Genomic DNA, 22,515 nt, shown 5'->3' with positions numbered 1-22,515 from the left:
GCCCGGCAGCACCGCCGGGCAGCGCGGCGTACCGGCAGAGGCGCTGGTCAGCGGACGAGCTGGGCGTGCAGCGCGGTGGCCGAGGTGTCGGTGAGGGAGGCGACCTGGTCGACGACCGCGCGCAGGGCCGCGGCGTCGTCCGGGGCGGTGTCGAAGGCGGAGCGGAACTGGGGGTCGAGGGCGCCGGGAGCGCCCCGCCACAGGGCGTCGACCAGTTCGGTCACGGTGCGGCGCTCCTCGGCCTGGTAGACCTGGGCCTCCTCGCGGGACATGACGAAGTGCGCGGCCACCGCCTTGAGCAGGGCGCACTCCAGCAGGGCACGGCGTGGCAGGACCAGGTCGGCCCCGTAACGGGTCAGGCGGCCGGGTCCGTGGGCGCGGCGGGTGGCGCGTTCGGCGGCCCGGCAGAACCGACCGATGAGTTCGCTGGTGAGGTTCTTGAGTGCGGCGAGGGAGGCGAGGTCACCGGTGAACTCGCTGGGCCAGACGGGTTCGGCGAGCAGGTCGGTGAACACCTCGTCGAGCTCGGCCTGCTCTGCCTCGCAGTAGTGCTCGGCGGCGGTACGGCAGACCTCGGCGCGCTGGCCGGGGTCGCGTAGGGCCGCCATGCTGACCAGCCCGGCGTGCAGGGCGTCCTCGACGTCGTGCACGGAGTAGGCGACGTCGTCGGCCCAGTCCATGACCTGGGCCTCGAAGCAGGTGCGGCCGGCGGGTGCGCCCTCGCGCAACCAGGTGAAGGCCTCGGTGTCGTCCGGGTAGCAGTTGAACTTGTGGGTGTCGCCGCCCTCGCCTCGGTGCCAGGGGTACTTGACGGTGGCGTCCAGGGTGGCGCGGGTGAGGTTGAGGCCGGCGCTGCGGCCGTCGGGGTCGATGACCTTGCCCTCCAGCCGGATGAGGAGGCGCAGGCTCTGGGCGTTGCCCTCGAACCCGCCGCAGGCCGCGGCGGCCTCGTCCAGGGCGCGTTCGCCGTTGTGCCCGAAGGGCGGGTGGCCGAGGTCGTGGGAGAGGCAGGCGGCCTCGACCAGGTCGGGGTCGCAGCCCAGGGCCTGGCCGAGCTCGCGGCCGATCTGGGCGCACTCCAGGGAGTGGGTCAGCCGGGTGCGCGGGAAGTCGCTCACCCCGGGCTGTACGACCTGGGTCTTGGCGGCGAGCCTGCGCAGTGCGGAACTGTGCAGTACACGTGCGCGGTCCCGTTCGAAGGGTCCGCGCCGCCTGTTCTTGCGCGGCTCCCGGAAGAGGCGTTCGGTGTCGCCCGCGGTGTACCCGTGCGTGGTGTTCTCAAGGTGCACAGTGTTCTCACCAGGGGTGGTCGTCATGGGCCCGAGCCTACTTTCCGACAGTGACAGAACGCCCCATTGGGCCTGGTCAGGCCGCGTTGACGCGGATGTCGCTGCTGTCGTTGAAGATCCAGTAGTACCAGAGCGAGGCGGTTTCCCTGGTGATGTACCACAGCTGGGTGCGGCGCTCGATGACGGCGGGTCCGGAGCGCGCGGGCGAGGTTCCCGCCTCGATCCCGTGGTCGGCCGCCATGATCTTGGAGCGCAGGCTGTGCCAGGGGTCGGAGACCAGGGTCGCGGTCTCCCAGCCGTTGGCGTCGAAGACCTCCGAGACGGCCTGGAAGCTCTGGAGGGTGTCGCTGCCCTCCTCGACCGCGATGACCTGTTCGGCGGGGATGCCCACCTCGACGAGCCAGTTCCGGCCCGATGCGGCCTCGGTGTAGGCGTCGTCGGGGAGTTTGCCGCCGACGGTGACGATGAACGGCGCGACGCCGTCCAGGTAGAGCACCTGTGCCTGGCGCAGCCGGGCCTCGAAGACCGGTGAGGGCACGCCGTTGTACTGGCTGGCGCCGAGCACCACGATGGCGTCGGTGGCGCCGCGCTCGTCCTGGCGGGCGGTGTACCAGACCCAGCCCCAGGTGGCGGGCGGGACGGCCAGGGCCGCCACCAGGGCCAGGGCGAGGATCCAGCGCAGCCGGAACCGGCGGCGCCTGCGGCGTTTGGGCTTGTGAGGGCGGCTCTGGGGGCGGCGTCCGCTCCGTCGCGGTTCCCTGGGCGGCCGGTCCCCGGTGTCCGGTTCCGACAGGCGCGGGTCCTCGGTACCCGGCTCCGGCGGACGCGGCTCCTCGGTGGCCGATCCGTCCGCCCCGTCCCCACGGAGGGGCCGTTCCCCGCGTGCGCGCGGCAGCGGTCGGTCCCGGACGAACCTGCGGGTGAAGGCGGCCGGGGCTGGTTCCTGGTCGGAGCGGGTGAACTCGCGGGTGGTGTCGGCGGCGCCGTCGGCGTCGAAACGGGCCTGATCAGCGCTGTCCACGGCGCCCCTGGTGAACTCCCGGGTGGTGTCGGTGGCCGAGACGGCACCGGCGAAACCGTCTCGGGAGAAGACCCGGGTGGCTTCGTCGTCAGCCGAGGGGGTTGTGATGGGGTCCTCCTGCGGCTCGTCGCCGCGACCGTCGCTCGCCGTTCGCACCGGCTCACCTCCGCATTGTTGGCCCTGGACGCGGTACCCCCACTGGGACGCCTCGTGTCCACCGCCGGTTCGCGGTTCCCCGGTCGGGGAGGGTCGTGGACGTGGGATAGGTGGCTGGTCGTGCCCGACGCCCCGCCTGTGGGGTGACGGATCGGGACATCGTGTGGTGGCTCGTACCGGCAGGCAAGAATATATCACGAAAAGGTCACGAGTGACTTTCCGGCCGACCTCCGTCGTGGTGCCCGATTCTAGTGGCCCCGGACCCCCGGAACTCCAGTGGCGGCGCCCCCGGGGACGCCGCCACACCGGCCGGGGCCGAGCACCTCCCGGACCCGGCCCGCGTCAGATCAGGCGGAGCGGCCCGCGGCGCGGCCGGCCTCCAGACGGGCCACCGGAACCCGGAAGGGCGAACAGGACACGTAGTCCAGCCCCACCTTGTGGAAGAAGTGCACCGAGGCGGGGTCGCCGCCGTGCTCGCCGCACACGCCGAGCTTGATGTCGGGGCGGGCGGCGCGGCCCTCCTCCACGGCGATGCGGATGAGGCGGCCGACCCCGTCCACGTCCAGGGACTCGAACGGTGAGACCCCGAACACCCCCTTCTCCAGGTAGGCGGAGAAGAAGGAGGCCTCGACGTCGTCTCGGGAGAAGCCCCACACGGTCTGGGTGAGGTCGTTGGTACCGAAGGAGAAGAACGCGGCGTTCTCCGCGATCTGCCCGGCGGTGAGCGCGGCACGAGGGAGCTCGATCATGGTGCCGACCGGGAAGTCCAGCTCCAGTCCGTTCTCCTCCCCCACCTCGCGCAGCACGCGCAGTGCGTCGTCACGGATGATCTCCAGCTCCTGGACGGTGCCGACCAGCGGGATCATGATCTCCGGACGGGGGCTGCCGCCCGCACGGATGCGGTCGACGGCGGCCTGGGCGATGGCGCGCACCTGCATGGTGAACAGGCCGGGGACGACCAGGCCCAGGCGCACGCCCCGCAGGCCCAGCATCGGGTTCTGCTCGTGCAGCTTGTGCACGGCCTGGAGGACCCGGAGGTCGTTCTCGTGGCTTTCCCCACGGGCCTCGGCCACCGCCACACGCACCGACAGCTCGGTGATGTCGGGCAGGAACTCGTGCAGCGGGGGGTCGAGCAGGCGGACCGTGACGGGCAGGCCGTCCATGGCTCCGAGGATGCCGTTGAAGTCCTCCCGCTGCAGGGGCAGCAACGCGTCCAGGGACTCCTGCTGCTCAGCTGGGGTGTCGGCCAGGATGAGGCGCTCGACGAGCTGGCGGCGGTCGCCGAGGAACATGTGCTCGGTCCGGCACAGGCCGATGCCCTGGGCACCCATGCGGCGGGCGCGGGCGGCGTCCTCGGGGGTGTCGGCGTTGGCCCGCACGTACATGCGGCGGGCGGCGTCGACGTAGTGCATCATCCGGTCCACGGCGCGCACGAGGTCGTCGGCCTGGTCGGAGGCGGGGTCGATCTCGCCCTCGAAGTAGCGGACCACCGGGGAGTCCACGACCGGCACCTCGCCGAGGTAGACCTGACCGCTGGTGCCGTCGATGGAGATGACGTCGCCCTCCTCGACCACCTCGCCGCCGGGCGCCGTCATGCGCCGGTTCTTGGTGTCGATGTCGAGCTCCTCGGCACCGCAGACACAGGTCTTGCCCATACCGCGGGCCACGACGGCGGCGTGTGAGGTCTTTCCGCCCCGGCTGGTGAGGATACCCCCGGCGGCGATCATGCCCTCGAGGTCGTCGGGGTTGGTCTCACGGCGGCAGAGGATGACCTTCTCCCCGCTGCGCGACCACTTGACGGCGGTGTAGGAGTCGAAGACGGCCTTGCCGACGGCGGCTCCGGGCGAGGCGTTCATGCCCCGGCCCAGGCGGTGGACCCCGTCGCCCGCCGCCGCGACGTCGTCGAAGCGCGGGAACATCAGTTGGGCGAGCTGGTCGCCGGTGACGCGCTGGACCGCCTCGTCGAGGGTGATCATGCCCTGGTCGACGAGCTGGTCGGCGATGCGGAAGGCGGCCGCGGCGGTGCGCTTGCCCACCCGGGTCTGGAGCATCCACAGCTTGCCGCGCTCGACGGTGAACTCGATGTCGCACAGGTCCCGGTAGTGGTTCTCCAGGGTGTCCATGATGCCCATGAGCTCTTCGTAGCTGCGGGCGTCGATCTTCTCCATGTCGGCGAGGGGGACGGTGTTGCGGATGCCCGCGACCACGTCCTCGCCCTGGGCGTTCTGGAGGTAGTCGCCGTAGACGCCGGGCTGGCCGGAGGCGGGGTCGCGGGTGAAGGCGACACCGGTGCCGGAGTCCATGCCCAGGTTGCCGAAGACCATGGAGCAGATGTTGACGGCGGTGCCGAGGTCGGCGGGGATGCGCTCCTGGCGCCGGTAGAGGACGGCGCGGGGCGCGTTCCAGGAGTCGAAGACCGCCTTGACGGCGAGGACCATCTGCTCGCGCGGGTCGGTCGGGAAGGGACTGCCGGTCTGTTCGGCGACGATCTCCTTGAAGCGGTCCACGAGCCGGCGGAAGTCGGCGGCGTCCAGGTCGAGGTCGTTGGTGATGCCCTTGGCGGACTTGAGCTCGTCGATGGCGTCCTCGAAGAGTTCACCGTCGATGCCCTGGACGGTCTTGCCGAACATCTGGATGAGGCGGCGGTAGGAGTCCCAGGCGAAGCGCTCGTCCCCGCCCTGGTTGGCCAGGCCGACGACGGATTCGTCGTTGAGGCCGATGTTGAGGACGGTCTCCATCATGCCGGGCATGGAGAATCTGGCGCCCGACCGTACGCTCACCAGGAGCGGATCATCGGGTTGGCCGAGCCCGCGCCCCATGGACTTCTCCAGTTCCCTGAGGTTGGACTCGATCTCGGCGTCCAGGCCCGCGGGCACGGTACCGCTCTCCAGGTAGTGGCGGCACGCCTCGGTGGTGATGGTGAAGCCGGGGGGAACCGGGAGACCGATGTTGGTCATCTCGGCGAGGTTGGCCCCCTTGCCACCGAGCAGATCCTTCAGGTCCTTGTTGCCCTCGGTGAACTTGTAGACGTACTTGGTCACGGGGGTACTCCCTCGTTCTCTCTCGGCGACTCGGTGTCGGGTCGGCCCCTTGTCTGGCGCGACTCTATCCACACTCCGCAAAAGCGACCCTCCATGAACCACCGTTTTATTGCATAATACCTGTTCAAAGGCATTAAAAAGGTCTATACCAATGGTTCAGCACAAGCACACCCGCCTCACCACACGAAACAACACCCAGGCGCACCTGCGTCCCAGGACACCGCTGGTCAGGAGAGTGGAACCATCACCGGCCGACACCCGGACGGGAAGGGGACCCCGGGAACCGGCGACACGACCAATCCCCGCAGCACACGGGGCCGCGAGAGCGACTGTGCGGCGTGACACAGCATTACTTGCAAGTAACCTACGCAGCCGTAAGTTAGGCTTCGGGGTGTGTCCCGCGCCGAGTGGGACCACAGGACGTGAGGGGTGCGAACGGTGTCCAAGGAGCCGGAGTCGAGGGAGCCGGAGACGGAGACGGAGAACGTGGAGGCCGGGAACGCCGAAGCGGCGACCGGTGCCGACGGGCGTGACCCCACCGCCGGGGAGGGCCCGGCCGCCTCCGTACCCGAGCGGGCCGCCGCGGCCGCCGGGGACCTGCTGGAGGCCGTGAAGCCGAGGCTTCGCGGTTGGCTCCACCTCGGAACCGCACCGCTCGCCCTGGCCGCGGGCATCGTCCTGGTCGCGCTCTCCCCCACCCTGCCCGCGCTGGCCGCCAGCGCGGTCTACGCGCTCAGCTCGGTGCTGCTGTTCAGCACCTCCGCCGTCTACCACGTGGGCCGCTGGTCACCGCGGGCGCAGAGGGTGCTGCGCCGCATGGACCACTCGAACATCTACCTGATCATCGCGGGCACCTACACGCCGTTCATCGTGCTGGTCCTGGACGGCCCCCTGCGCACGGCCATGCTGGCCCTGGTCTGGGGCGGGGCGATCGCCGGGGTGGCGTTCAAGCTCCTGTGGCTGAACGCTCCGCGCTGGCTGTCCACCGCCCTGTACCTGGCCATCGGCTGGGTGGCGGTCCTGTTCATCCCCGACCTGGTCAACGGCACCAACCCGGCCACGTGGATCCTGATCCTGGCGGGCGGTGTGCTCTACAGCGTCGGCGCGGTGGTCTACGGGCTCAAGCGGCCCGACCCGGCTCCGCGCTGGTTCGGGTTCCACGAGATCTTCCACTCACTGACCATCGCCGCGTTCGTCTGTCACTACGTCGCGGTGTCGTTCGTGGTCTACGCGGCGACCTGAGGCCGGGGCCCGCCCCTGCCCGAACCCACGGTCTGCCCCGGTGGCCGGTCCCGCTGCGGGACCGGCCACCGCGCGTGTCGGGCACGAGTGTCGAACACCCGCCGGTCAGACGAAACCGAACAGCGGCGGGAAGACCAGCACGACCACCGCGGCCCACACCGCGTACACCGGCAGGTAGGCGGTCTGCCACCGCTCGACCGCCGTGAACGGGCGCCTGCCTCGCACGAAGCCCAGGAGCAGCCACGCGGACCAGGCCAGGTGCACCAGCAGTACGAGGTTCAGGCCGAGCGCCGCCGTCTTGTTGGCGGTGAACCCGAACTCGGCGATCCGGGTCAGCATCGCCGTCAGTGCGACGGCGTTCACCGCGAGCGCGGCGCCCACCAGCGCGAGCTGGAGCCAGTCGAAGACCCCGTGCGGGGCCAGCGGGTCGCGGGCGGAGATCGAGTACAGCAGCAGGAACAGCACCAGCACCAGGACCGCGTCCATGATGATGAGCAGCTCGCGGTCGACCGTGGTCAGCGGCCCGTTCACCAGCAGCACCACGAGGTCGGCGACCAGCATCAGCAGCGCCAACGGAGTGAAGACCTTGGTCAGGACGGGGGCGATGTTCTCCACCACGCTCTTCTTGGCCTCCACCAGCCACGCGGCCACCAGCAGCGCGCCGGGCACGCCGAACGGCAGGAGCCAGTCCTCCATGAACGGCTCCAGGTCGACGCCGGCCAGGGATAGCACCGAGGCGGTGAGGCCGAGCAGGACCATCGAACCCAGTGCGATCAGCGCGAGGTACATCACCAGCTCACCCGCGAACCGCACGTAGTCCATCCGCCGCTCGTGCGAGCGCCACCGACCACCCGTGTGCAGTACACCGGCGAGCAGCCACAGCAGGACCGGGGCGTGCGTGAACGCGAGCACCTCGGTCATCCCGGGCGCCGGGTACGGACCGGGGGTCTGGGTGAAGGGATAGAGGTTCACCGCCAGGGCCGGGACCGTCGCGAGTGCGGCCGTCACCGCGCACACGTGCCACGGGGCGCGGCTCTTCCAGGCGAACCACCCCGCCAGGAACGGAAGGACCACGAAGGGGAGGTTGCGGAACAGCACCATCTCGTCGTCGACGGCACTGACGAGGATCTTGACCGCCACGCCCGCGCCGATCGCGAACGCCAGCATCACCCCGAGCTCGCGCCAGCGCCGCGCGCCGGGTCCGCCGTCGGCCTCGGGGACCAGGACCAGCTGCTTCCACAGCCGGTGGGAGTGCTCGCGCGCGAACTCACGCGAGACCGCGTCCAGGTTGCCCATGCGTTTGACCGCGACGAGGAAGGCCTCCTCGCTGTCGAGACCGCTCGACTCCAAGTCGGCGATCTGTTCGCGCAGGTGGTCCTCCATCTCCTCGATATCCGGCGCGGAGATGACCCGACGGCGGCGCACGAAACCGCGCCACTGGTCGATCTGCTCCTCCAGGACGTTTCCGTGTGCGGGCTCGGGCGTCATGCGAAGCCCCCTGCCGGGGCGGCACCCGGGCGCGGGGGGTGCGCGGCCGCCTCCCACACCTGCCTGAGCGCCTCGGCGACGACCTTCCACTGCTTGTGCCGCTCGGCCAGCGCCTCGAGTCCCGCCTCCGTGATGGCGTAGTGCTTGCGGCGCCGACCCGCGTCCGACCTGCCCCAGGAGGCCCGGACGAGTCCGTTGCGCTCCAACCGGTGCAACAGGGGATAGAGCATGCCGTCCGTCCACTGCATCCGGCCGTCGGAGAGCTCGTTGACGCGCCTGACGATGGCGTAGCCGTAGGACTCACCCTCGGCCAGGATGCCCAGAACGAGCGGTGTGGCCGACGCGGCGACCAGGTCCTTGTCTATGTGCATGCGCTTCCTCATACCTAGAGCTGCTATGGATAATGACCCTAGCAGTTCTAGGCATAGAAGAGCTATGCATGATTGATGACCGGCGCCCAGGAGTCACGATTGGCTCACGCGGCGAGACAATCGGCACCAAACCCCCCTTTATCCCTCACCCCCTACCGCTAGGTTGGGAAGCGGTTCCTGCGGCCGTGTGCGGCCGTCGGCGCCAGGAGGCGACCGGAAACCACATCCCCCCGGGTCCGGTCGTCTCCCCCTTCCTCCCCTGCCCTGGCCACCGTGCGTTTTCTGCTCGTCGAGCTGCCCGACGATCCCGGCGACACCGAGGCCGTGCGGCGGCGCGAGGTCGGGCCGCCGCGCTGACAGCACGCCTGACACACGAACGGCCGCCCGCCTCCTGGATGGAGGCGGGCGGCCGTCAGTGTCGGTTCCCCCGAAGGGGCGGTGGTCTCTCTAGCAGCCGGGGAGGCGCTCCAGCAGGTACATCTCGACGCGGTCCAGCGACACGCGCTCCTGCGACATGGTGTCGCGCTCGCGCACGGTCACCGCGTTGTCCTCCAGGGTGTCGAAGTCCACCGTCACGCAGAACGGGGTACCGATCTCGTCCTGGCGGCGGTAGCGGCGGCCGATCGCGCCGGCGTCGTCGAACTCCACGTTCCAGCGCTTGCGCAGCAGGGCGGCGAGGTCACGGGCCTTGGGCGAGAGGTCGGCGTTGCGCGACAGCGGCAGAACGGCGGCCTTGACCGGGGACAGGCGCGGGTCCAGGCGCATCACGGCGCGCTTCTCCAGCTTCCCCTTGGCGTTGGGGGCCTCGTCGACGTTGTACGCGTCGAGCATGAACGTGAGCACCGCCCGGTCGACACCGGCCGCGGGCTCGATGACGTAGGGGATGTAGCGCTCGTTGCTCTCCTGGTCGAAGTAGGACAGGTCGACACCGGAGGCTTCGGCGTGCGTCTTGAGGTCGAAGTCGGTGCGGTTGGCCACGCCCTCCAGCTCACCCCACTCGCTGCCCTGGAAGTTGAACCGGTACTCCAGGTCCACGGTCCGCTTGGAGTAGTGGGAGAGCTTGTCCTGCGGGTGCTCGTACAGGCGCAGGTTGTCCTTGGCGATGCCCAGGTCCAGGTACCACTGGTGACGCTGGTCGATCCAGTACTGGTGCCACTCCTCGTCACTGCCCGGCTTGACGAAGAACTCCATCTCCATCTGCTCGAACTCACGGGTCCGGAAGATGAAGTTGCCCGGGGTGATCTCGTTGCGGAACGACTTGCCGATCTGGCCGATACCGAAGGGAACCTTGCGGCGGGCGCTCTGCTCGACGTTCTTGTAGTTGACGAAGATGCCCTGCGCGGTCTCCGGGCGCAGGTAGGCGAGGCCCTTCTCGTCCTGGATCGGGCCCAGGTAGGTGCGCAGCAGGCCGTTGAACATGCGCGGCTCGGTGAAGGAGGCCTTGGCACCGCAGTTGGGGCAGGCGATCGCGGCCAGGCCCTCCTCGGGCTCCCGGCCGTGCTTGGCCTCGTAGGCCTCGATGAGGTGGTCCGCGCGGAAACGCTTGTGGCAGGCCTGGCACTCCGTGAGGGGGTCGACGAACTCCTTCACGTGGCCGGACGCCTCCCAGACCTCACGGGCCAGGATCACGCTGGAGTCCAGGCCGACGACGTCGTCGCGCTCCTGCACCATCGAGCGCCACCACTGGCGCTTGACGTTGTTCTTCAGCTCCACGCCAAGGGGGCCGTAGTCCCAGGCGGCGCGCAGACCTCCGTAGATCTCACTGGAGGGGTAGACCAGACCTCGGCGTTTGGCGAGGTTGACCAGTGCGTCCATTGCCTCTGACTTGGCGGCCATGGGTGACTCTCCATCCGGCTGGCGGTCGGTGGATCGCGGTTCGCGATACATCGTCGGGTGTGTGGGAGGGCGGTTCGCGCGCGGAGCCACGGATGTGGCGCACCGGGCGACCGCTTCCCCCCAGGCTAGAGCAATCCGCAGACGGCCGCGCACCCTTCGCCAGGGGCGCGGCCGTCTCGGAGCGGGGCCGCTCAGGAGGGCGCGTCGCCGCTGGTGAGGATCTCGAACGCGGAGGGTTCGTCGATGGCCCGGGAGAGCAGTGGGACCGCGGTGACCTTGACCTCGTAGTCCGACAGGGCCCGGCGGTAGAACCCGGCGCCCTCCCATTCGGTGACCACGGTCCACAGGGTCGGTTCGTCGGCGGCGCGGCCGATGCGGTGGCCTCGGAAACCGGGCCGTCGGGACAGGACGTCGACGGCGGCGTCGGCGTCGGTTCGGAAGGCCTCGGTCTCGGCCTCGGGCACGGAGTAACGGGTGATGACGATCACGGGACCATTGTCGCGCAGGGACACGGCGGACCGGCCCGGAGGTGCTCCGGGCCGGCCGACCGCCCTCCTGGCCCAGCCACGAGGGGAACGTCCTCTAGTCCTTGCCGAAGACCCGGTCGACGACCCTGGCCGAGGCGTGGCCGTCGTCCAGGGGACAGAACTGGTCGACGAACGCCCGGTAGGAGTCCCGGCTCTGCGCGGCGACCTCGTCGATGTCCAGCAGTGCTCCGATGACCTCGTCCGAACGGGTCAGCAGCGGCCCGGGCGCGGTCTCCTCGAAGTCGAAGTAGAACCCGCGCAGGTTGTCCCGGTAGCTCTCCAGGTCGTAGGTGAAGAAGAGCATGGGGCGGCCGGTGTTGGCGAAGTCGAACATCATCGACGAGTAGTCCGTGACCAGTACGTCGGTGATCAGGAAGAGCTCCTGGATCTCCGGGTACAGGGACACGTCGTAGACGAAGTCCTCCCCCACGATCGGAACGCTGTCGACCACGCGGGGGTGGCGGCGCACCAGCAGGACGTGGTCGTCGCCGAGCTTGTCGTACATCCGACGCAGGTCCAGGTGCAGGTCCAGCTTGTGCTTGCCGCGCGTGTAGTACTTGTCGTCACGCCAGGTGGGCGCGTACAACACCACCTTCTTGCCCTCGGGCAGACCGAGCAGGCGCCGGGTGCGTTCGGCGACGGCCTCGCGCTCCGGGGAGAAGAAGATGTCGTTGCGCGGGTATCCGGTCTCCAGGATCTCCCCGTCGAACCGGAACGCGCTGCGCAGGATCGGGGTCGCCCAGGGGCTCGGTGAGACCAGGTAGTCCCACTGCCGGGTCTCCCAGGCGAGCTTGTCGAAGTAGTCGCGCGACTTGCCGCGGATGTTCTCCACGTCGAAGCCGATCCGCTTGAGCATCGAACCGTGCCAGGTCTGCACGACCACCTGGTCCGGGTGGCGGTGGAACCAGGCGGGCTGGCGGGAGTTGCTGACCAGGTAGCGGCTCCGGGCCAGTTCCCGGTAGTACTCCTCGCCCCGGTGCCGGACCGGGGTGAGGTCCTCGGGCAGGCGTACCTGCCCGTCGGCGACCAGCCAGGACATGGGGTAGTCGGCCCAGCGCTCACGCCCGCGCAGCTCGGCGTAGATGCTCTGCGGGCTGTCGGAGTACTGGCGTCCGGTGTAGGTGTCGAAGAGGACGCCCTCGGTGATCGGCTTCGCCCGCTGGACCGGGTAGAAGGTCTCCCGAAGCTCGCGCTGGGCGAAGGCCCCGCGTTCGGCGGGCCGCAGGTCGGTGCCGACCTGGAGCACCGGGATACCGCGTCCCTGGTAGGAGAGCGTGTAGGTGCGCTCGGGGGTCTCGGTTCCCAGCGGCAGCCCGTGGATGAGGGTGTCGGTGAACTCCACCCCCAGGTCGACGCTGTCGGCCGGGGCGCCCCCCTGCGCGGACTCCTCGCCGACCCGCCCCCACACCTGGTAGGAGCCTGCGGGCAGGGACAGTTCGCCGGACAGGGTGGGGATGCGGGAGGGATCGAAGCGAGCGGTGAAGCGGCTTCCGGAACGCTCCACCCTGAGCCGGTGCTCATCCTCCCGGCCGCGCGCCTTCACGACCAGGCCCAGGTCGACCCCGTCGGCGAACTCCCCACCGAGGACGAGGACGCGCTCCTGCCATTCGGCCCGGTCGACCAGGGGGCGGGCCCGGCCCGCACGCAGCTTCAGGTGGCCGGTGGCGGTCCGTTGGACCGCCAACTCCTGGTGGGCGCCCTCGGAGTTGTAGGGGACGGTGGTGACCTCGTCGGGCAGAACCAGGGGGACGGTCCGCTGGTCGGGGGTGACCAGGTGGGCGTCCCACTCCTCCTGCCGGATCACGCCGCCGCACTCGCTGAGTCCGCGGGCGAAGAGCTCCTCGGCCCGCACGACGGCGTCGAAACGGCCGCCCTGGATACTGACCGGATAGCTGAGCACGGCCGTGCCCGGACGCCGGACCAGCCTGAGCTCGGTGGCCTCGGCCGCGGGTGCGGACAGCAGCTCACCGCTGAGGGAGAGTTCGGCGGTGCGGCTTTCGAACCGGTGCTCGGTGACCCGGGCGCGTTCCGGTTCCACGCTGATGACGAGGTGGCGGTCCTTGTTCCAGTGCGGGCGGACCCATACGTCGTCGCCGACGCTCTGGTAGCCGGGGCGCTCCGGCGGGCCGGGGACCGGGTTGGAGACGACGCGGCGCCGGGTCAGGCTGCGGTTGAACACCACGAGCTCGATCTTCCAGTCGCCGGGCTCCCACCTGCCGGAGGTGCGCAGTCGGCGCGGGTCCACGACGACCGTGAAGCCGCCGTAGTCGTGTCGTGCGGAGTCGGGCAGGTCGGGCAGCCGGTACTCGGCGGCCAGCCGGGTCCGCACCGGTACCCGGACGCGGCGCCGGGTGGCGGTGTTGACCACGAAGGCGACGATGTGCTGCTGCCAGCGTTTGCGCGCCCGCAGGTTACGGATACCGATGCGGCCGCTGACGTGCAGTCGGCCGTCCTCCCAGTGGACGTTCTCGGTCTTCTGCCGGACCTTGATCTCGCCTTCGAGACGGTAGATCTCCCTGGGGACGGCCTTGGCCGGGTCCTTGGCCTCGAAGAAGGGGTAGCGGACGTAGTAGCCGAGCCCCTGGCGGACGACGTCGGCCTTCTTGATCTCGACGCTCTTGGCGAAGGTCGCGACCTCCAGTACGTCTTCCAGCCGCCGCTTGCGCACCAGGTGGTACAGCAGGCGGTTCAGAACGTTGAGCTCGTGCAGAAGAGTGCCCGGCACGTGGTCGAGGAACCCGTTGAGCAGGTCCAGGACGGTCTGGCGGACCTCGTCGTCGGCCTCGTCGAGCCGCAGCAGCAGGCGGTGGAGCTCGCCTTGCAGGAGAGTACGGTCCCAGAGCCGGCGGTCGGCGCAGGTGAGTTCCGCGCCGAGTTCGCCCATGGCGGTGAGCCGCCGGGTGAGGGCGCCCTTCTCCAGGGGGGTGCCGGAGCTCTCGCGTTCGCGCAGGAGCAGGACCGGAGCGGGCAGGACGTCCACGGCCCGGGCCAGGAGGGTCGCGCGGCGGATGTCGAGGTCGTCGTCCTCCGGCGCGAGGGCGTGAACGGGCAGGGAGTCCCAGAACTCCCTGCGCCAGAGCCGGTTGCCCAAGGTGGCGTCCGACACCAGGCCCGGCACGGCCCGAGGGTCCTCGGCGAGCCGGTGGCGTCCGAACCTGCGATGTGCCCTGGAGGGTGCGGCACCCAGTTCGTTGAACCGGTGGACGTTACCGATGACCAGGTCGGAGTGGGTGTCGGCGGCGCTACGGGCGAGGTAGGCCAGGGCGTAGCCGGTCAGCGCGTCGGAGCCGTCGATGAAGAGCAGGTGGCTGCCGCCGGCCACGGCGCTGCCCCGGGAACGCGCCTCGGGGTGGTTCGGCGCCGGCTCGCCCGGCACGAGGGTGACGCGCAGCCCTGCGGGCGGCGCCTGCGCGAAGGTTTCGGCTGCGGCGAGCCCGTCCTCACGAGCGGACTCGACCGCCTCGTCGCCCTGGTCGTCCTCCTCGGGACGGGACTCGTCGGGCCCGGGTCGGTCTTCCCCGTCGTCCCCGTTCGTGTCCTGGTCGACGGCTTCGTCAGCGGCCTCGGAGCCGCTGTCGGCGGACCTTCGCCCGCCGTTGGTGGTGCGGACCGGCACGAGGACGACCTCGGTGTCCGCTCGTGCGGCGGTGCTCTGCGCCGCCTCCCCGTGCTGGCTCTCGTCCCGCTGACGGGCCAGGGAGTCGAGGCAGTTCTGCAGATGCGGCTCGGTGACGTCGAACGTCACGATGACTGTGGGTTCGGGCACGGAAGTTGACACCCTCCGGAGGGTCCGTCGCTGTGCGACGCGCGGGAACCGTGGTGCGGACGGCCCGCGTTGGTTCAGACGGCCAATAACTGAATACAGACGGTTGACGACCCGTATCGTGTCGAACCCAGGACAGTCGGGATACGGGTACGAGGGGGGATGCACGGCAATGCGGCCGTGCCTGCGCCCGGCGCTGCGCCAGGGCCCTGCACTAGGGTCAGATCCACGATTATCACAGGCCTCGGGACACGGTGTGCACACCAGCCGGACGAAAACGCCCGGTCCGGGGCCTGCGGCACGGGACACAGGAAGAGGAACAGTCGGCGATGGCCTCTCCCGAGCACGAGGACGAGCAGCGGCGACCCGGCCCGGGGCGGCCGCTTCCGCCAGGGGACTCCCTTTTCACCCCGGGTGCAGGTCGGCTGCGCCGTGCGGTGGAGCGGCGCAGCGCGGTGCCGCTCGTGTGGCTGCACCAGCGGCCCCGGTGGCTGCCCCCCGCGGTGTTGGGAGCGCTGTTCGTCGCGGGACTGATGGCGCCCGGCTGGCTGGGCGCGCTGTGCCTGCTCCTGGTGGTGGCGTCCTTCCTCTGGTTGGCTTTCCTGACCTGGCCCTCGCTCAACCGGCAGCAGCGGATCCCGCGGATCCTGATGGTGTCGGTGGTCCTGGTGCTGGCGGTGGCGCGAATGCTCGGGTTCTGAGATCCGGAGCACCTCCGCGAATTTTGACAACCATTTTCGTTTTCGCCATACTGGGTGAGTGTCTGCCCAGTTCAAGGGGGCCGGGGGCCGGGCCTCCGAAACCCCGCCCGCCTTCCAGGCCATCGACGCGCACGCCGCCTATGACGGCGTCCCCGTCCTCAACGGCGTCAGCGTCGACATACCCCCGGGTCAGACCATGGCCGTCCTGGGTCCCAACGGTTCGGGCAAGTCGACCCTGATGCGCGCGATGCTCGGTATCGTTCCCCTCACTTCCGGCGAGATCCGGATCCACGGCACGCCCCTGCGCCGGTTCCGCGGCTGGCGCCGGATCGGGTACGTACCCCAGCGGCTCACCGCCGGGGGCGCCGTGCCCGCCACCGTGCGCGAGATCGTCGCCTCCGGACAGGTCGCCGCGCGCCGACGCCTCTCCTTCACCACGAAGGACGACCGGGCCGCCGTTGACGAGGCCCTCGACACCGTCGGCCTGGCCGACCGGGCGGGGGACGCCGTGCGCGAGCTCTCCGGCGGCCAGCAGCAGCGGGTGCTCATCGCCCGCGCCCTCGCCGGACGGCCCGACACCTTCGTCATGGACGAACCCATGGCCGGGGTGGACGCGGAGAACCAGCGCGCCCTCGCCGGGGCCATCACCCGGCTGCGCGACCAGGGCAGCACCGTAGTCCTGGTCCTGCACGAGCTGGGCCCCCTGGAGGAGGTCATCGAACGCGCCGTGGTGCTGGAGCACGGCCGCATCGTGCACGATGGGGAGGCGCCCGAGGCCACCGGGGAGTGCGCGCGCCCCGGGCACGAGCACCAGCACCCCCATCCTGATCCCAACGATCCCGACCCGAGCCCCGCGGACACCGGCACGGCCGCGGAGATGATCCGTCTGGAGGTGCCCCGCCGTGACTGAGCTGCTCCAGTACGAGTTCATGCGGCGTGCGCTGCTCGCAGCGCTGCTGGTCGGGCTGGTCACCCCGATCATCGGCACCTTCCTGGTCCAGCGCCGCCTCGCCCTGCTGGGCGACGGCATCGGCCACATCGCCCTCACCGGCGTGGCCCTGGGCCTGCTGACGAGCACCTCCCCCGTGCTGACCGCCGCCGTCACGGCCACCCTGGGCGCCATCGTCATGGAGCTGGTCAGGGTACGCACGCGCACCAGCGGCGACGTGGCCCTGGCCCTGCTGTTCTACGGCGGCATCGCGGGCGGCGTCCTGCTCATCGGGATGACCCCGGGGGCGAGCAACGCCACCCTGACGTCCTTCCTGTTCGGTTCGGTGAGCACCGTGGGCGAACAGGACATCTGGATCGTGGGCGTGCTGGCCGTGGGCGTGGCCGTGGTCCTGGCGGTCTTCGGCCGCGAGTTGTTCGTGCTGTGCCAGGACGAGGAGGTGGCCAGGGCCCACGGGCTCCCGGTGCGTTTCCTGAGCATCCTGCTGGCGGTCACCGCCGCTTTGACCGTGGTGATCGCGATGCGGGTGGTCGGTGTGCTGATGGTGAGCGCCCTGATGATCGTCCCGGTCGCCGCGGCCCAGCAGCTGAGCCGCAGCTTCCGGGTGACGATGGGGCTGGCGGTCCTGATCGGCCTTGTCTCCTCGCTCGGCGGACTGACCACGGCCTTCTACTCGGACCTGTCCCCGGGGGCCACCATCGTGCTGCTGGCACTGGCGATCTTCTGCCTCTCGGTGGTCGTGGGCGGAGCCCTGCGCCGTGCGGGCAGGCGCCGGACACCGGAGCCCCTGCAGCCCGTGCCGGGGGGTCCGGCAGATACGATGCCCCAGACAGATCGGGGGAGGGTGACACCATGAGCACACGACGCGAGGCCGTTCGGCAGGCGCTGACCGATGCCTCCGGTTTCCGCAGCGCGCAGGACCTGTACGCGGACCTGCGAGCCGACGGGTCGAAGATCGGTCTGACCACGGTGTACCGGGCCCTGCAGGCCCTGAGCGACTCCGGTGAGGTCGACGTTCTGCGCACCGACGACGGCGAGGCCGTCTACCGTGCGTGCGACACCGAGAGCCACCACCACCACCTGGTGTGCCGGACCTGCTCCACCGCGGTGGAGATCAAGGGTCCCACCGTGGAGAAGTGGGCCACGGAGATCGGTGCCGAGCACGGTTTCACCGGCGTGACCCACACGGTGGAGGTGTTCGGCACCTGCGCCGACTGCTCCCTGCGGGCCGTGCAGCAGACCTGACCCCGAGGAGGGGTCGTCACGGGCCCCGTGCGCACCCGGCCGGGTGTGTACGGGGCCCGTCGTGCACACGAACTCCACCCATTGGTTACCCGCCAGTAGCCATCCCGTGTCACGGCTGAGCCAGGCTGTGCGACCGTGTACAGACGAACCACGGCAGCGCTCCTGACGACGCTGCTCATCACCCCGCTCCTGTCCGCCGCCCCCGCCTTCGCCGATTCGGCGCCCACCTCCCAGCCAGCCCCCCGCATCGTCACCCACAACACGTTCCTGATGCCCAAGGCCCTCTACCCGAACTGGGGCCAGGACATCCGCGCCGACCTGATCGTGGACGACGGCGTCCTGTCCGGTCAGGACGTCGTGGTGCTCCAGGAGCTCTTCGAGAACTCCAGTGCCGGACGTCTGCGCGAGGGCCTGGCCGAGGAGTACCCGCACGCCACACCCGTCCTGGGCCGCTCGGAGTCGGGCTGGGACCGCACCACCGGCTTCCGGCACGAGACCGTCACCAACGGCGGGGTGAGCGTGCACAGCGTCTGGCCGATCGTCCGCAGTGAACAGCACGTCTTCACCAGCGCCTGCGGCGCCGACTGGTTCTCCAACAAGGGCTTCGCCTACGTGGAGCTGGACACCCCCGACGGACCGCTGCACGTGGTGGGCACCCACATGCAGTCCGAGGACGGTTCCTGCGGGGACGGGGAGGACGAACAGGTCCGTGGTCAGCAGCTGGACCAGATCCGTTCCGTGCTGGAGGACAAGGAGGTCCTCGGCACCGAGCCGGTGTACCTGGCGGGCGACCTCAACATCGTGGGCGGCGGCCGGGAGTGGGACCGCGCGCTCGAACAGCTCGACGCCGTGGAGCCCGTCTCCGCCAACGACACGGCCTCCTGGAACACCGAGACCAACTCGATCGCCGCCGAGGAGTACCCGGACTGGGCCCCGGAGCAGCTGGACCACGTCCTGCCGATCGGCGACGCGTCACCGCAGACCTACGTCAACGAGACCCGGCCAGTGAAGAGCGAGCCCTGGACGGTCCGTTCCTGGGGCCGCGAGTACACCTACGACGACTACTCGGACCACTACCCGGTGTTCGGCTCCACCGACCTGCCCTGACCGAACGCGCGGTGCGGGCGGCCGGAGCCGCCCGCACCGCGGGGCCGACAGCGATGGGGCCGCCGCCCGTTGCCGGGTGGCGGCCCCTCGCGGTGTCTACACCCGGCGTCCGTCGCCGGGCTCGCAGCGTTCCAGGGTGGGGCGCTTGGCGTTCACGCCGTCGCCGGAGGAACGGCCGGTGAGACGGCGGTGGATCCACGGGACGAGGAACTCGCGCGCCCAGTGCAGGTCCTCCTGGCGTGCGGTGCGCCAGTCGCGGGGCTCCGGAGGCGGCCAGGGCTGGTTCCAGTCGGAGTCGACCGGCAGGTCCAGGACCTCGCACACCCGCAGGGCGAGCCGGCGGTGGCCCTCCGAGGACAGGTGCAGGCGGTCCCAGTTCCAGGCACGGGAGTCGGAGAGGACCTTCATGCTCCACACGTCGACCACGTCGCAGCCGTACCGGTCCGCGACGGCGCGCATGTGCATGTTGTAGGTGGCGATCTTGCCGCGCAGGTGCCGCATGACCGGCTGCCAGTTGGTGTCGAAGCCGGTGAAGACGACCACCCGGGCACCGGTGGCGCGCAGGTCCGCGACCATCGATTCGAAGATCTCCACGACCTGGTCGGGGTCGCTGCCCGGGCGGAGGATGTCGTTGCCGCCCGCGCACAGGGTGACCAGGTCGGGCTTCATCTCGACCGCGCGCGGGACCTGTTCGTCACGGATCTGCGCGATGAGACGCCCGCGGATGGCGAGGTTGGCGTAGCGGACCTCGGGCACGTGCGCGGCGAGGTGCTCGGCCAGGCGGTCGGCCCAACCCCGATAACGGCCGTTGGGCACGCTGTCGCTGTCCGGGTAGGGGTCGCTCATGCCCTCGGTGAAGCTGTCACCGAGGGCGACGTAGGACAGAATGTCCTTGCTTTTCAGGTCACCGGAGGATCCGGTAGGCACACCGCTCATGGTGTCCGATGATCCAACCCGACCCTCTGGTTACGCGACAGTAGGTTGGTGGTTCGCCGCCTTTTGCGGCGGAACTCACACCTGGGGGGCACCCGCGCAGCCGGTGCGCTCGGGAGGGGGCCGCCAGGCCGGGCGGCCCCCTCCCGACGGGTGTCAGCGGTCCTTCGTGAGCGGGGTCAGCTCGGGGCGCTTGGCGGTCACCGTGTCACCCGAGGACCTTCCGGTGAGCCTGCGCCCGATCCACGGCCCCAGGGACTCCTTGAGCCAGTGCAGGTCGTCCCTGCGCGCCTCGGCCCAGCTGACCGGCTCGGCCTCGGGCCAGGGCTCGTCCCAGCGCTCCTTGGTGGGCACGCCCAGGACCTCGGCCACCCGCAGAGCCAGGCGGCGGTGCCCCTCCGGGGACATGTGCAGGCGGTCCTCGTCCCAGGCGCGCGAGTCGGTCAGCACGTCCATGGACCACTGGTCGACCAGGAAGCAGTCGTACCTGTCGGCGATCGCGCGCACGTTCATGTAGTAGCGCGCGAACAGGCCGATGGTGCCGCGCATGTACCCGGTGGCCACGTTGACGCCGGTGAACAGCACGACCTGGCTGCCGTTGGCGCGCAGGCGGCTCACCGTGCGGTCCAGGATCTTCGCCAGCCGCTCGGGGTCGCCCGCCGGGCGCAGCAGGTCGTTGCCGCCCGCGCACAGGGTGACCAGGTCCGGCGCCATCTCCAGGGCGGGCGGGACCTGGTCCGTGACGATCTGGCGGATGAGCTTGCCGCGCACCGCCAGGTTGGCGTATCCGACCTCGCCCACGTGATCGGCGAGGTGCTCGGCCAACCGGTCCGCCCAGCCCCGGAAGACACCGCTGCCGTCCGGGTAGGGGTCGCCCACGCCCTCGGTGAAGCTGTCGCCGAGCGAGGCGAGCGTCATCCCCGGCCTGATCGGCGAGGTCTCCTCGGAACGGTTCGTCTTGGCCATCACTTGGTCTCCTCAGCCACCGGGTTGGGCACGGCACCGCCGTAGCGGCGGTCCCGGCTCGCGTAGATCTCACAGGCCCGCCACAGGTCGCGGCGGTCGAAGTCGGGCCAGAGCGTCTCCAGGAAGACGAACTCCGCGTAGGCGGACTGCCAGAGGAGGAAGTTGGACAGCCGCTGCTCGCCGGAGGACCGCACGAAGAGGTCCACGGGCGGGACGTCGGGGGCGTAGAGGTGCTGGGCCAGGGTGTCCTCGGTGATCTTCTCCGGGGAGATCCGCCCGGCGGCGGCCTGGCGGGCCAGCTCGCGCGCGGCGTCGACGATCTCCGCCTGCCCGCCGTAGTTCACACAGAACTGGAGGGTGAGCCGGGTGTTGTCCCTGGTCATCTCCTCCGCGTCCTTGAGCTCCCGGATGACGCTCTTCCAGAGCATCCCGGAGCGTCCGGCCCACTTGACGCGCACGCCGCGGGCGTGCAGCTCGTCGCGGCGGTTGCGGATGGTGTCACGGTTGAAACCGAGGAGGAAGCGCACCTCGTCGGGCGAGCGCTTCCAGTTCTCGGTGGAGAAGGCGTAGGCGGAGAGGTTGGGGATGCCCATCTCCAGAGCGCCCTCGATCACGTCGAAGAGGGAGGACTCACCGGCCTTGTGCCCCTCGGTGCGCGGCAGGCCGCGTTCCTTCGCCCAACGGCCGTTGCCGTCCATGACCACGGCCACGTGGCGGGGCACCAGGTCGGCGGGGACTTCGGGGGGCCGGGCCCCACTGGGGTGCGGGACGGGCGCGGCGTGGTCCCGCTCACGCCGCTTACCGTTGTCGAAGCTGAACAGACTCAAGAACGCTCCACATGGCGCAGTGATCGGATTCCGTTTTCCAGGTGCCACTGCAGGTAGGCCGCAACCAGCCCGCTGCACTCGGAGCGATGCCTGCCGTCGCTGGCGTCGGCGCTGTCCCAGTCGCCCCCGAGCAGCGCCGACATCAGCCGGAGCGTCTCGGGCGAGGGGTGCGTGGAACCGTGCGGACGGCACACCGAGCAGACCATACCGCCCGCGTGGACCGCGAACGCACGGTGCTCCCCCCGACTTCCGCAACGGGCGCACTCGGTCAGAGCGGGGGCGTACCCGGCGACGGCCAGGGAGCGCAGGAGGTAGGCGTCCAGGACCAGCCTGGAGTCGTGGCTTCCCTCCCCCAGGGTACGCAGGGCGCCGATGAGCAGGAGGAACTGGCGCAGCGCCGGGTCCTTCTCCACGGCGACGACCTTTTCCGCGGTTTCCAGCATCGCGGTGGCCGCCGTGTAGCGGGAGTAGTCCGACACGACCGTCTTGCCGTAGGAGCGCACGGTCTCGGCCTGGGTGATGACGTCCAGGGTCCGGCCGGTGTGCAGCTGGAGGTCGACATGGGTGCACGGCTCCAGCCGGGCGCCGAAGCGCGACTTGGTGCGGCGCACGCCCTTGCCGACGGCGCGCACCAGCCCGGTGCGGCGGGTCAGGAGTGTGACGATACGGTCGGCCTCGCCCAGTTTCTGGTTGCGCAGGACGACGCCCTCGTCGCGGTAGAGACTCACACCCCCATTGTCGCGGATGGCGACGACCGTCTCGCGCGGACGCCCAGTCCCTTGAGCTGGTTTATTACGGTTTGGATTCCCTTTTCACAGTATTTGCTCTACTCTCACGCGCTAGGGCACACGGTTTCGGGCCCACCGCCCTTCCCCCGCGGCATCATCGCCCGAAACCGGAGGAAAAGCCCGCCCAGCATCAGACCACCGATTCCACACGTGGTCATGGGCACGGGAAGAACCGAGCCGGGGAAGACCACAGGCCCCGGCGGCGGAACCCCGTCGGGACCGCGTGTACCCGACCGCCCCGCAGGGGTGCCCGAACGATTCCCGA

At 70.2% G+C, this 22,515-nt stretch carries 18 protein-coding genes; 6 read left to right on the top strand and 12 right to left on the bottom strand.

The window, feature by feature from the left end:
• Window positions 1-47: 47 nt before the first annotated feature.
• The 3 genes from ACUKCB_RS01895 to ppdK form a co-directional block, all read right to left on the bottom strand.
• A complete protein-coding gene (locus ACUKCB_RS01895; RefSeq protein WP_473038724.1) occupies window positions 48-1,316 on the bottom strand; it encodes a deoxyguanosinetriphosphate triphosphohydrolase in 1,269 nt (422 codons plus the stop codon).
• Window positions 1,317-1,365: 49 nt separating this feature from the next.
• Window positions 1,366-2,466 carry a YdcF family protein gene (locus tag ACUKCB_RS01890; protein ID WP_473038723.1) on the bottom strand — a complete coding sequence of 367 codons (1,101 nt, stop codon included), beginning with the start codon at window positions 2,464-2,466 and terminating at the stop codon, window positions 1,366-1,368.
• Window positions 2,467-2,813: 347 nt separating this feature from the next.
• Window positions 2,814-5,507, bottom strand: a complete 2,694-nt coding sequence (gene ppdK, locus ACUKCB_RS01885) for a pyruvate, phosphate dikinase (RefSeq protein ID WP_473038722.1) — start codon at window positions 5,505-5,507, stop codon at window positions 2,814-2,816.
• A gap of 486 nt (window positions 5,508-5,993) precedes the next feature.
• On the opposite strand from ppdK, the gene trhA reads away from it, so the two are divergent.
• Complete coding sequence (gene trhA / locus ACUKCB_RS01880) at window positions 5,994-6,749, top strand: PAQR family membrane homeostasis protein TrhA (RefSeq protein ID WP_473040885.1); 756 nt, start codon at window positions 5,994-5,996, stop codon at window positions 6,747-6,749.
• 105 nt (window positions 6,750-6,854) lie between these two features.
• On the opposite strand, the gene ACUKCB_RS01875 is transcribed toward trhA, so the two are convergent.
• From ACUKCB_RS01875 to ACUKCB_RS01855, 5 genes are all read right to left on the bottom strand, one after another.
• Entirely contained in the window at window positions 6,855-8,237 is a 1,383-nt protein-coding gene (locus ACUKCB_RS01875) for a permease prefix domain 1-containing protein (RefSeq protein ID WP_473038721.1), read from the bottom strand.
• Window positions 8,234-8,608: a PadR family transcriptional regulator gene (locus tag ACUKCB_RS01870; RefSeq protein ID WP_473038720.1), complete on the bottom strand. Its 375-nt coding sequence runs from the start codon at window positions 8,606-8,608 to the stop codon at window positions 8,234-8,236. The genes ACUKCB_RS01875 and ACUKCB_RS01870 overlap by 4 nt, the downstream gene beginning before the upstream one ends.
• A gap of 447 nt (window positions 8,609-9,055) precedes the next feature.
• Window positions 9,056-10,444: a glycine--tRNA ligase gene (locus ACUKCB_RS01865; RefSeq protein WP_473038719.1), complete on the bottom strand. Its 1,389-nt coding sequence runs from the start codon at window positions 10,442-10,444 to the stop codon at window positions 9,056-9,058.
• Window positions 10,445-10,635: 191 nt separating this feature from the next.
• Window positions 10,636-10,932, bottom strand: a complete 297-nt coding sequence (locus ACUKCB_RS01860) for an antibiotic biosynthesis monooxygenase family protein (RefSeq protein ID WP_191272576.1) — start codon at window positions 10,930-10,932, stop codon at window positions 10,636-10,638.
• Between the two features lie 94 nt (window positions 10,933-11,026).
• The gene (locus ACUKCB_RS01855) at window positions 11,027-14,737 is read right to left on the bottom strand and encodes a bifunctional glycosyltransferase/CDP-glycerol:glycerophosphate glycerophosphotransferase (protein ID WP_473038718.1); all 3,711 of its coding nucleotides are present in this window, start codon (window positions 14,735-14,737) and stop codon (window positions 11,027-11,029) included.
• Between the two features lie 326 nt (window positions 14,738-15,063).
• Between ACUKCB_RS01855 and ACUKCB_RS01850 the strand changes: the two genes are divergently transcribed.
• The 5 genes from ACUKCB_RS01850 to sph all read left to right on the top strand — a co-directional run bounded on the left by ACUKCB_RS01850 (window position 15,064) and on the right by sph (window position 18,736).
• Entirely contained in the window at window positions 15,064-15,435 is a 372-nt protein-coding gene (locus ACUKCB_RS01850) for a DUF6703 family protein (RefSeq protein WP_473038717.1), read from the top strand.
• A 58-nt stretch (window positions 15,436-15,493) separates the two neighbouring features.
• Complete coding sequence (locus ACUKCB_RS01845) at window positions 15,494-16,345, top strand: metal ABC transporter ATP-binding protein (protein WP_473038716.1); 852 nt, start codon at window positions 15,494-15,496, stop codon at window positions 16,343-16,345.
• A complete protein-coding gene (locus tag ACUKCB_RS01840) occupies window positions 16,338-17,240 on the top strand; it encodes a metal ABC transporter permease (RefSeq protein ID WP_473038715.1) in 903 nt (300 codons plus the stop codon). Before ACUKCB_RS01845 ends, ACUKCB_RS01840 begins: the two co-directional genes overlap by 8 nt.
• Window positions 17,237-17,629: a Fur family transcriptional regulator gene (locus ACUKCB_RS01835; protein ID WP_473038714.1), complete on the top strand. Its 393-nt coding sequence runs from the start codon at window positions 17,237-17,239 to the stop codon at window positions 17,627-17,629. The genes ACUKCB_RS01840 and ACUKCB_RS01835 overlap by 4 nt, the downstream gene beginning before the upstream one ends.
• Before the next feature lie 135 nt (window positions 17,630-17,764).
• Window positions 17,765-18,736, top strand: coding sequence for a sphingomyelin phosphodiesterase (sph, locus tag ACUKCB_RS01830; protein ID WP_473038713.1), 972 nt, complete (start codon window positions 17,765-17,767; stop codon window positions 18,734-18,736).
• A gap of 96 nt (window positions 18,737-18,832) precedes the next feature.
• Here the strand turns inward: sph and ACUKCB_RS01825 are convergent, their stop codons facing one another.
• The 4 genes from ACUKCB_RS01825 to recO form a co-directional block, all read right to left on the bottom strand.
• A complete protein-coding gene (locus ACUKCB_RS01825) occupies window positions 18,833-19,672 on the bottom strand; it encodes an SGNH/GDSL hydrolase family protein (protein ID WP_473038712.1) in 840 nt (279 codons plus the stop codon).
• Window positions 19,673-19,825: 153 nt separating this feature from the next.
• Window positions 19,826-20,635, bottom strand: a complete 810-nt coding sequence (locus tag ACUKCB_RS01820; RefSeq protein ID WP_473038711.1) for an SGNH/GDSL hydrolase family protein — start codon at window positions 20,633-20,635, stop codon at window positions 19,826-19,828.
• Window positions 20,635-21,462, bottom strand: coding sequence for an isoprenyl transferase (locus tag ACUKCB_RS01815; RefSeq protein WP_473038710.1), 828 nt, complete (start codon window positions 21,460-21,462; stop codon window positions 20,635-20,637). The genes ACUKCB_RS01820 and ACUKCB_RS01815 overlap by 1 nt, the downstream gene beginning before the upstream one ends.
• Complete coding sequence (gene recO / locus ACUKCB_RS01810) at window positions 21,459-22,190, bottom strand: DNA repair protein RecO (protein ID WP_191272598.1); 732 nt, start codon at window positions 22,188-22,190, stop codon at window positions 21,459-21,461. Before recO ends, ACUKCB_RS01815 begins: the two co-directional genes overlap by 4 nt.
• Window positions 22,191-22,515: the final 325 nt, after the last annotated feature.

This window comes from Nocardiopsis moroccensis (assembly GCF_055763695.1).
Note: the sequence above shows the minus strand (reverse complement) of the source record. Positions and strands in the feature narration are given on the sequence as shown.